The 8,425-nt window shown below is 68.4% G+C and carries 9 protein-coding genes; 5 read left to right on the top strand and 4 right to left on the bottom strand.

Features of this window, described 5'->3' with window-relative positions; all coding sequences use genetic code 11:
* The coding region (locus RMN86_RS08945; protein WP_309605489.1) for a hypothetical protein at window positions 1–301 on the top strand (301 nt) is incomplete at its 5' end.
* Between the two features lie 15 nt (window positions 302–316).
* Here RMN86_RS08945 and RMN86_RS08940 read toward each other — a convergent pair.
* Genes RMN86_RS08940 through RMN86_RS08925 form a run of 4 tightly spaced genes read right to left on the bottom strand, consistent with a single transcriptional unit; the run spans window position 317 to window position 4,121 of the window.
* Window positions 317–985 (bottom strand): GNAT family N-acetyltransferase, encoded by a 669-nt coding sequence (locus RMN86_RS08940; RefSeq protein WP_309605488.1) that lies wholly within the window; start codon window positions 983–985, stop codon window positions 317–319.
* 3 nt (window positions 986–988) lie between these two features.
* Window positions 989–1,831, bottom strand: a complete 843-nt coding sequence (gene sseA, locus RMN86_RS08935; RefSeq protein ID WP_309605487.1) for a 3-mercaptopyruvate sulfurtransferase — start codon at window positions 1,829–1,831, stop codon at window positions 989–991.
* Window positions 1,828–2,829 (bottom strand): cysteine synthase A, encoded by a 1,002-nt coding sequence (locus RMN86_RS08930; protein ID WP_309605486.1) that lies wholly within the window; start codon window positions 2,827–2,829, stop codon window positions 1,828–1,830. The genes sseA and RMN86_RS08930 overlap by 4 nt, the downstream gene beginning before the upstream one ends.
* 41 nt (window positions 2,830–2,870) lie before the next feature.
* Entirely contained in the window at window positions 2,871–4,121 is a 1,251-nt protein-coding gene (locus tag RMN86_RS08925) for a cyclopropane-fatty-acyl-phospholipid synthase family protein (RefSeq protein ID WP_309605490.1), read from the bottom strand.
* Window positions 4,122–4,426: 305 nt separating this feature from the next.
* Here RMN86_RS08925 and kdsA point away from each other — a divergent pair, with 305 nt between their 5' ends.
* From kdsA to RMN86_RS08905, 4 genes are all read left to right on the top strand, one after another.
* Window positions 4,427–5,284: a 3-deoxy-8-phosphooctulonate synthase gene (kdsA, locus tag RMN86_RS08920; protein ID WP_309605485.1), complete on the top strand. Its 858-nt coding sequence runs from the start codon at window positions 4,427–4,429 to the stop codon at window positions 5,282–5,284.
* Window positions 5,285–5,316: 32 nt separating this feature from the next.
* Window positions 5,317–6,786: a D-glycero-beta-D-manno-heptose 1-phosphate adenylyltransferase gene (rfaE2, locus tag RMN86_RS08915; RefSeq protein ID WP_309605484.1), complete on the top strand. Its 1,470-nt coding sequence runs from the start codon at window positions 5,317–5,319 to the stop codon at window positions 6,784–6,786.
* Window positions 6,783–7,787 (top strand): ADP-glyceromanno-heptose 6-epimerase, encoded by a 1,005-nt coding sequence (gene rfaD, locus RMN86_RS08910; protein WP_309605483.1) that lies wholly within the window; start codon window positions 6,783–6,785, stop codon window positions 7,785–7,787. Before rfaE2 ends, rfaD begins: the two co-directional genes overlap by 4 nt.
* A 2-nt stretch (window positions 7,788–7,789) precedes the next feature.
* Window positions 7,790–8,425, top strand: a 636-nt coding sequence (locus RMN86_RS08905) for a DUF3089 domain-containing protein (RefSeq protein ID WP_309605482.1), incomplete at its 3' end; no start/stop codon positions are given.

Here is an 8,425-nt window from a genome sequence, read left to right as displayed (position 1 = left end):
GATCCAGCGGGGACTGATCACCGAGGGCCGGGACGGGCGCCAGTTGAGGATGCCGACCGCTTATCGGTGGGTCCCCAACGTGACCTCCTCTGGCACCGCGTCGATTGCGCCTGGGGAGGGCGACAAAGAACTTCAGGATTTGATCCTTACCGTCCACCATTGCTTCATGCACACGCTGTCCAACACGCCCGCCTTCAAGATTATCGAAGATCACCGTGGTCGCGCCCACGTCAGGATGCAGGCGCAACAGCAGACCCTGCTCCAGCTTCCGCCTGACGTTCTGGAGGCCCTCAAGGTCTAGGGCGGCGCATGACGCCTATTTCGTCTTTGCCGCCCAACGGACCTCGGCGGCCCGCCGCGCGATCTCCGACCGCTCTTCGGGTGTCAGCCGCGCGGCCCTCGCCGTGCCGCCCTTTCGTTGGGGGGCAACGGCGGCAGGGCTCTCCTCAATTTCGCCCGTTGCGATCCGCCCCACCATGACAGCAGCGCCGATCGCATCAGCAGGTCGTTTCTCGCCGCGCGGTCCCTTGGGCATGTTCGAAGGATAGTGCGCCTCGCGCGAGGGGGCTAGGGCGACGATTTGGCAAACTGAGACACGACCCAGCTGCGCGTAGAACGGCGCATTCCACGCGATGTGCCGGAACGTGCTGAGCGTGACCGCCGGCAGGCCGCGAAGCCGCGCCAGCTCGATCGTCGCGCGCATCAGCTGGCGGCCAACGCCCTGGCCCTGCCATTCCTGGCGCACCGCAAGCTCCCAAAGATGCAGCCCGTCGGCGCAGGCCTGGCAGGCGGCAAAGCCCAGCAGCCCATGGTCCTCGGCCACCAGCACCAGGCCGTCGGTCTGGAAGGGGATGTAGAAGTCCACCGGGCTGACCGCGCCATCGGCGATGGCGTCCTGGCTCGACCCGCGAAACGCCAGCGCCGCCGAGCGTTCGATGTCCGGCAGCGTCAGGAGGTCGTTGGCCGTGGCGGGGCGGACCTTCACAGATCACGCTCCGGTAGCCACGGGGGTGTCCGCGCGACCGCCCCATTCGATCCAGGATCCATCATAGACCGCCACGTCCTCGCGCCCCAGCCGCGCCAGGGCGAGCGCCAGCACCGCGGCGCTGATCCCTGAGCCGCAGGTGGTGACGATGGGCGCCGAGAGGTCCACGCCGCCGGCGTCGAAAGCGGCGCGGAGTTCGTCGGCGGACTTCATCGTCCCGTCGGTGGCGATCAGGCCGCCAAACGGCACGTTGCGGGCGCCCGGCATGTGGCCGCCGCGCAGGCCCGCCCGGGGCTCCGGGACCTCCGCGCGAAAGCGCGGGCCGGGCCGCGCATCGATGACCTGGGCCGCGCGCCGGTCCAGCAGGTCGCGGACGGACGTCAGGTCCGCCACCAGCGCGGGCTCGAAGACAGCGTGGAGAACGGTCGGGGCGGGGGCGACGCATGCGCTCTCGACCGCTCGACCTTCCGCGCGCCATTTCGGCAGGCCGCCATCGAGCACCCGGACCTTGGCGAACCCCATCGTCCGCAAGGTCCACCATACCCGCGGGGCGGAGAAGACGCCCTGGCCGTCATAGACCACGACGGTGGCGTCGCGGCGCAACCCCAGCGCACCCGCCGCGGCGGCGAACGCCCGCGGCGGCGGCAGCATGTGCGGCAGGTCGGTGGCTGGGTCGGCGATGGCGTCGATGTCGAAGAACACCGCCCCGGGGATATGCGCCGCCCCGAACCCCTCGCGCCCGGTGCGCGGGTCGCCGGGCATGAACCAGGTGGCGTCGATCACCTGCAGGTCGGCCGCGCCCAGCCGCTCGGCCAGCCAGGCGGTGGAGACCAGGGGGTCGCTCACGCCAGCCACCCTGGCGCGGGCAGGCCGCGCGCGCGCAGGAAGTCCGGGTTGTAGATCTTGGACTGGTAGCGCTGACCGTGGTCGCAGAGGATCGTCACGATGGTGGCGCCGGGGCCTAGGTCCCTGGCCATGCGGATCGCGCCCGCCACATTGATCCCGGTCGAGCCGCCCATCACCAGGCCCTCGTGTTCGACCAGATCGTAGATCGCCAGCAGCATCTCCTCGTCGGAAATGCGATAGGCGCGATCGACCTTCAGGCCCTCCAGATTGGCGGTGACGCGGCCCTGGCCGATGCCTTCGGAGATCGAATTTCCCTCCGATTTCAACTCGCCGTGGGCGTACCAGTTGTAAAGCGCCGCGCCATGCGGATCGGCCAGGCCAATGGCGACGTTCGGATTTCCGCCGCGCAGGGCCTGGGCGACGCCGGCCAGAGTGCCGCCCGACCCCACGGCGCAGATGAAGCCGTCCACCTGGCCTTGCGTCTGGGCCCAGATCTCCGGGCCGGTCGACTGGGCGTGGGCCTGGCGATTGGCGACGTTGTCGAACTGGTTGGCCCAGACCGCGCCGGCGCGCTCCCTGGCATCAAGCTCCATCGCCAACCGACCGGAATATTTCACGTAATTCATGTCGTTCGCATATGGGACGGCGTCGACTTCGACCAGGTCCGCGCCATAGAGCCGGATGGCGTCCTTCTTCTCCTGGCTCTGGGTGCGGGGGATGACGATGGTGCAGCGGTAGCCCAGCGCCCTGGCGACCATGGCCAGGCCGATGCCCGTGTTGCCCGCCGTTCCCTCGACGATCCGCCCGCCGGGCCTGAGCCGGCCCTTGGCTTCGGCGTCGCGCACCATCCACAGCGCCGCGCGGTCCTTGACCGACTGGCCGGGATTCATGAATTCGGCCTTGGCGAGGATCTCGCACCCGGTCAGGGCGCTGGCCCGGTTGAGGCGGATCAGCGGGGTGTTTCCGATGGCGTCCAGGACGCTGCGAGCGATCGTCATGGCCCCTATCTAAGCGCCGCCGCGGCGATGCGACAGTGGGATCAGGCCTTGGTCATCGACAGCTGGACAACGTTGGTCCGCTCGGTGCGAAAGCCGGCCTCGCAATAGCTCAGATAGAACTTCCAGAGCTTGCGGAACCGCTCATCGAACCCCAGAGGGCGAATGCCGGCCCAGGCGGCGTCGAAGCTTTTCTGCCACTGCGCCAGGGTGTCGGCGTAGTCGTGGCCGAATCGATCGATCTTCGTCCAGATGAAGCCGGCCTTGTCGGTGACCTTCTTGAGGCGTTCCTCGGAGGGCAGCATGCCGCCGGGGAAGATGTACTTCTGGATGAAGTCGGCGCGGCTGCGATATTCCTCGAAATATTCGTCGCGGATGGTGATGATCTGCAGACCGGCCTGGCCGCCGGGCTTCAGCGTCTCGTTGACCTTGTTGAAATAGGACGGCCAGTAGCGCTCCCCGACGGCTTCGAACATCTCGATGGAGGCGACCCGGTCGAACCGGCCCTCGACGTCGCGATAGTCCACCAGTTGGATGTCGGCGCGTTCGTTAAGGCCGGCGTCGAACATCCGCTGCCGGGCGAAGGCGTACTGTTCCTCGGAAATCGTGATGGCGGTGACTTTGGCTCCGACCTCGCGCGCGGCGAATTCGGCGAATCCCCCCCAGCCGCAGCCGATCTCCAGCACGCTTTGTCCGGACTGCAGGTCCATGCTTTGGGCCAGGGCGCGATATTTGGCGGTCTGGGCCTGGGCCAGCGACTGGCCGGGGGTGTCATATTTGGCCGAGGAATAGGTCATCGTGGTGTCGAGCCAGCGGGAATAGAAGGCGTTCCCCAGGTCATAGTGGGCGTGGATATTTTTCCGCGCGCCCTCGCGGCTGTTGGGCCGGAAGGCATGGCGGATGCGGTTGATGGTCCAGGACAGCGGATTGCCCATGGTCACATGATGCAGCCGGTTCCAGTTGGCGGCGAAGACATAGAGCAGGTCCGGCAGGTCTGGGGTGTCGAACTCGCCGGCCATGTAGGCCTCCGCGAAGCCGATGTCGCCGGCCGCCAGGGCGCGGCGAATGAAGCGGAAATCATGGATGACCAGGCGCGCATCGGGTCCCGGCTCCGCGCCTTGAACGTAGACCTCTTCGCCAGACGGCATGACGAAGGTGATCGACCCAAGAACCCAGTTCCGGGCGATGATCCTCAGCGCGGCTCGGAACGTCGCCGGCGCGCCTCGCAATTCGGGGAGCCGTCGAAACGCCCGGCGATCCCCGGCGATGGCCGCAAGCGACAGGCCTTGAGCCATACTCATGATCGGGGTCCCCAAGCTGTTACTGACACTGCCATATGATCCGCGAGTCCGCCGACCGGGTTTGATCGGCGCAGGGTCAATACGCACGGACGGCGGCGGCGGACGCGCCAGGTTTGGGAAATGTGGCTTGTGAAGGCGTCCGGCGCGCGCCACCTAGACCCTGTCCCGGCCGACTTGAACCAAGTCAGCCGGGATAAAACAGGGTCGTCGCCTATATCTGGAGTTCCTCCCCCACTCAGGTTTAGCAACCTGAGCAGGAAGGGCTCTAGGCCACGACCGTCGCTTTGCCGAGGAGCGCCATGGCCGTCTTGAAGCTTGAACGCTGGGGCATCGCCCTGGGTGAGGGCCAGCCTCTGCTGGTGATCGCCGGCCTGAACGTGCTGGAAAGCGAGGCCCTGGCACTGGATACGGCCTCCCACCTGCAGCGCGTCTGCGCCGGCCTGGGCCTGCCCTACATATTCAAGGCCAGCTTCGACAAGGCCAACCGCTCCTCGATCGCCAGCTACCGGGGTCCTGGCCTGGAAGAGGGCTTGCGCATCCTGGCCAAGGTGAAGGCGCGGTTCGGCGTGCCCATCGCCACCGACATCCACGAGATCGCCCAGGCCGAGCCGCTCGCCCAGGTCGTCGACCTGTTGCAGATTCCGGCCTTTCTCTGCCGCCAGACGGACCTGGTGGCAGCCTCGGCCCGCGCGATCCACGCCACCGGCGGCCTGCTGCACGTCAAGAAGGGACAGTTCCTGGCGCCCTGGGATGCCCGCAACATCATCGCCAAGGTCAAGGAAGCCGTCGGCGGCGCCGACATCACCGTGCTGTGCGAGCGCGGGTCGTCCTTCGGCTACAACAACCTGGTGGTCGATATGCTGGGGCTGGGCGAGATGAAGAAGCTGGGCGTGCCGGTGACCATCGACGCCACGCACGCGGTGCAGTTGCCTGGCGCGGATCCGCGCACGGGTGGCGCGTCGACGGGTGGGCGCCGCGATGGCGTGGCGGTGATCGCCAAGGCGGCCGTGGCGGCCGGCGCCGACGGCGTGTTCCTGGAGTTCCATCCCGATCCCGACAAGGCGCTCTGCGATGGACCCAGCACGCTGCCGCTGGACGCGGCGGCGGACCTGCTGTCCACCCTGAAGGCTGTCCACGCCGCCGTGCAGCCGGCTTGACCCCGCCCGCAACCCGCCGCACACGCTAGCTCATGGATCTTTCCGCGCTCCAGCACCTCCTGGGCATGGCGCCTGGCCGGCGCGTCGCCTGCGTCGGCGACCTGATGGTCGACCGCTTCGTCTATGGCGAGGTCAGCCGTGTCTCGCCCGAGGCGCCGGTGCCGGTGCTGGCCCGGTCGCGCGAACTGATGATGCTGGGCGCCTGCGGCAACGTTGCGCGCAATGTCGCCGCGCTCGGCGGCGAGGTCTCGCTGGTGGGTGTGGTCGGCGGTGACGCAGAGGGCGCCATGGCCCTGCGGCTGGTGGGCGAGGAGGCGGGTGTCGAGGGCTATCTGGTCACCGATCCGGCGCGCCCGACGACGTTGAAGACCCGCTTCGTCTCCGGCGGCCAGCAGCTGCTGCGGGTGGATCTCGAGACCCATGAGCCGGTCTCCGGCGAGGTCGAGCAGCGCCTGGTGCGGACCATCCGCGACGCGGCCAAGGGCGCCGGTGCGATCCTGCTCTCCGACTATGGCAAGGGCGTCGTCACCGAGGCGGTGATCGCCGTCTGCCGGGAAGCCGCGCTGGAGTCGGGCGGCCGGCTGGTGGTCGATTCCAAGGCGCGTTCCTTCGCCCGCTACGGCGCGGTCGATATGATCAAGCCCAACGCCGCCGAGCTGGGCCACGCCACCGACCTGCCCACCGAAACCGACGCGCAGATCGAGGCGGCGCTGGCGCGCGCGCTGGAGCTGTGGGAGGCCAAGGCGATCCTGGTGACCCGGGCTTCCAAGGGAATCTCGCTGGCGGTGCGCGGCCAGGCCATCCGGCATTTTCCGACCGCGCCGCGCGAGGTGTTCGACGCCTCCGGGGCCGGCGACACGACCCTGGCGGCGCTCGGTCTGGCGCTGGCCGCCAATGCGCCGATCGAGGACGCCATCGCCTTTGCCCAGCTCGCGTCCGGGGTGGCGGTGGGCAAGGCCGGGACCGCGACCGTCTCGCCCGACGAGCTGATCGAGGCCGCCCTCTCGGCGCACATGGCGCCCGCCGAGGCCAAGGTGGCCACCGCCCAGCGGATGGAGAGCGAAGTCGCCCGCTGGCGCGCCAAGGGCCTGAAGGTGGGCTTCACCAACGGTTGCTTCGATATCCTGCACAAGGGCCATGTGGCCTATCTGAGCCAGTCCCGCGGCTGGTGCGACCGGCTGGTGGTGGGCTTAAATTCCGATGCCAGCGTCCGCGCGCTGAAGGGCGAGGGCCGGCCGGTCAACGACCTGGAATCCCGCGCGCTGGTGCTGGCGGGCCTGGGCTCGGTGGACCTGGTGGTTCCCTTCGAAGAGGACACCCCCGTCAAACTGATCCAGGCGGCGCGCCCCGACGTGCTGGTTAAGGGCGCCGACTATGCCGAGAGCGAGGTCGTCGGCCACGAACTGGTCAAGGACTGGGGCGGAGAGGTGAAGCTCGCGGCCATCGTCGAGGGCTATTCCACCACGGCGGCCATCGCCAGGATGAAGGTCGGTCATCGATGACCCAACGTCGCATCGCCTTCGTCACCGGCGGCGCCGGGTTCATCGGCTCCAACATCGTCGCCCGGCTGGCCGAGGACCGGACGCTGGACGTCGTGGTCTGCGACCGGCTGCGCGAAGCCGAGCTGGGCAAGTGGAAGAACATCGCCAAGCACCCGATCGGCGACTTCGTGGCGCCGGACGCGATGTTCGAATGGCTGGAGAAACGCTGGCGCGACATCGAGGTGGTGGTCCACATGGCCGCTGTCTCCTCGACCACCGAGCCGGACGCCGACAAGATCGTCCACTCCAACTTCACGCTGAGCCGCGATCTCTTCCGCTGGTGCGCCGACCGCCAGCGCCGGTTTGTCTACGCCTCGTCGGCGGCGACCTATGGCGATGGGGCCAACGGCTTCGACGACGACAACGACTATGAGGCCCTGGCGGCGCTGCGCCCGCTCAACACCTACGGCTGGTCGAAGGCCACCTTCGACCTCTTCGCCGCGCGCCAGGCGCTGCGCGACTACGCCCCGCCGCAGTGGGTCGGCCTGAAGTTCTTCAACGTCTACGGACCCAATGAAGATCATAAGCACGCGATGAAATCGGTGGCCTCGCAGATCTGGCCGCATGTCCAGGGCGGCCATGAGGTGCAGCTGTTCAAGAGCTATCGGGCCGATGTGCCGGACGGTGGCCAGAAGCGCGACTTCGTCTATGTCCGCGACGTCGCCGACGTCACCGAGTGGCTGGTCCGCAACCCGCAGGTGAACGGCATCTTCAACCTGGGGTCGGGCGCCGCGCGATCCTTCGAGGATATGGCGCGCGCGGTGTTCACCGCCGCCGGCAAGGCCGCGAAGATCGACTACACCCCCATGCCGCCCGCGATCCGCGACAAGTACCAGTATTTTACCCAGGCGCGGATGGATCGGCTGGCGGCCGCGGGCTACGCCAAGCCCATGACCGGGCTCGAGGATGGGATCGGCGACTATGTCCGCGCCTATCTCAGCCAGCCCGACCATTACCGGTAGCCGTGGCGCAGGCCCCGCCGCGGTCCAGGCGCTGGCTGGCGGCGGGGTTGCTGTCGGTGATCGCGGTCCTGGGCGCGGGCTTCGTGATCTTCCGCGGCGACCTGATCCGCTATTCGCTCGATCCCAAGACCCCGTTCCAGACCTATCGTCCGCCGCCCGCGCCGGATTATGCGGAGCGCGGCGCCTGGGCGCTGATGCCGACGACACCCGACGCGCCAAACGCGGCGGACCCGCCGGCCGATGTGTTCTTCGTCTCGCCGACCACCTTCGACGGCGGCAAGGACTGGAACGACGCCATCGGCAACGCCCGATCCGACCGGCTCTTCCGCAGGGTCATGGCCCCCAACTACGCGGGCCCCTTCGTGCGGGTGGGACGGATCTTCGCGCCGCGCTATCGCCAGGCCGGGCTCTACAGCCTGCTGACCCTCAGCGAGGACGCGCGCGACGCCCGCAAATTCGCCTACGGCGATATACGCCAGGCCTTCCGCCATTGGCGCGACCATGACGGTGCGGGCCGCCCGTTCCTGATCGTCGGCGTGGAGCAGGGCGGGACCCTGGCGGCGCGACTGCTGACCGAGGAAGTGGCTCCCGATGCCAAGCTGCGCGCGCGCCTGGCCGGCGTCTATCTGATCGAGACG

Source organism: Phenylobacterium sp., from assembly GCF_031360265.1.
In the GTDB taxonomy this organism is placed as follows: domain Bacteria; phylum Pseudomonadota; class Alphaproteobacteria; order Caulobacterales; family Caulobacteraceae; genus Phenylobacterium.
The sequence above is the reverse complement of the archived record's forward strand: the minus strand, read 5'-3'. Positions and strand labels throughout refer to the sequence as shown.

Bases quoted from the DNA above. Each gene is read 5' to 3' on its own strand.
- RMN86_RS08925 (WP_309605490.1), bottom strand. From the start codon at position 4,121: ATGGCTCAAGGCCTGTCGCTTGCGGCCATCGCCGGGGATCGCCGGGCG.
- rfaD (WP_309605483.1), top strand. From the start codon at position 6,783: ATGACCCAACGTCGCATCGCCTTCGTCACCGGCGGCGCCGGGTTCATC.
- rfaE2 (WP_309605484.1), top strand. From the start codon at position 5,317: ATGGATCTTTCCGCGCTCCAGCACCTCCTGGGCATGGCGCCTGGCCGG.
- RMN86_RS08930 (WP_309605486.1), bottom strand. From the start codon at position 2,829: ATGACGATCGCTCGCAGCGTCCTGGACGCCATCGGAAACACCCCGCTG.
- kdsA (WP_309605485.1), top strand. From the start codon at position 4,427: ATGGCCGTCTTGAAGCTTGAACGCTGGGGCATCGCCCTGGGTGAGGGC.